This is a genomic window from Amycolatopsis sp. cmx-11-51, from assembly GCF_047608665.1.
GTDB lineage: Bacteria > Actinomycetota > Actinomycetes > Mycobacteriales > Pseudonocardiaceae > Amycolatopsis.
In genome coordinates, this window is record NZ_JADNQO010000051.1 from 1 (window position 1) to 680 (window position 680).

Genomic DNA, 680 nt, shown 5'->3' on the forward strand with positions numbered 1-680 from the left:
CTACGTGCGTGGCTTACTTGCTCCGTTGGCTGGCAAGAACGGGTGGACGCTGGCTGAGGCTGCTGGTGATCTGGCCCCGGACGGGATGCAACGGCTGCTTAACGCCGCCGCGTGGGACGCCGATGGCGCACGTGACGACGTGCGTGCTTACGCGGTCACGCATCTGGGTGAGCGTGACGGTGTGCTGATCGTGGACGAGACCGGATTCCTGAAGAAGGGCACCAGATCTGCCGGGGTGCAACGGCAGTACTCCGGCACCGCTGGGCGCATCGAGAACTGTCAGCTGGGGGTGTTTTGTGCTTATGCCACAAGCAAAGGCCGCACGTTGATAGATCGAGAGCTGTATCTGCCGAAGTCCTGGACCGCCGATCGGGAACGTTGCCGGGACGCGGCTGTGCCCGACGAGGTCGAGTTCGCGACCAAGCCAGTACTCGCCCAGGCGATGCTCGCCCGTGCCCTGGATGCAGGTGTCCCCGCCACGTGGGTCACAGCCGACGAAGCCTACGGTGGAGACTCCAAGTTCCGCCGCTGGCTGGAGAATCGACGGATCGGCTATGTCGTGGCCGTGCCGAGCAATCAGACTATCCCCGCCACCGCGGGCACCTCCCGCGCCGGCACGCTGGTCACCCACGCGCCGGAGGCCGCATGGAAACGCCGTAGTTGCGGTGATGGCGCCAAAG

1 protein-coding gene is annotated in these 680 nt (G+C 65.4%); it reads left to right on the top strand.

Translation table 11 applies throughout. From position 1 onward, the window contains the following. A partial coding sequence (locus tag ACM6LU_RS39180) for an IS701 family transposase (protein WP_414942922.1) occupies positions 1 to 680 on the top strand: 680 nt, incomplete at both ends.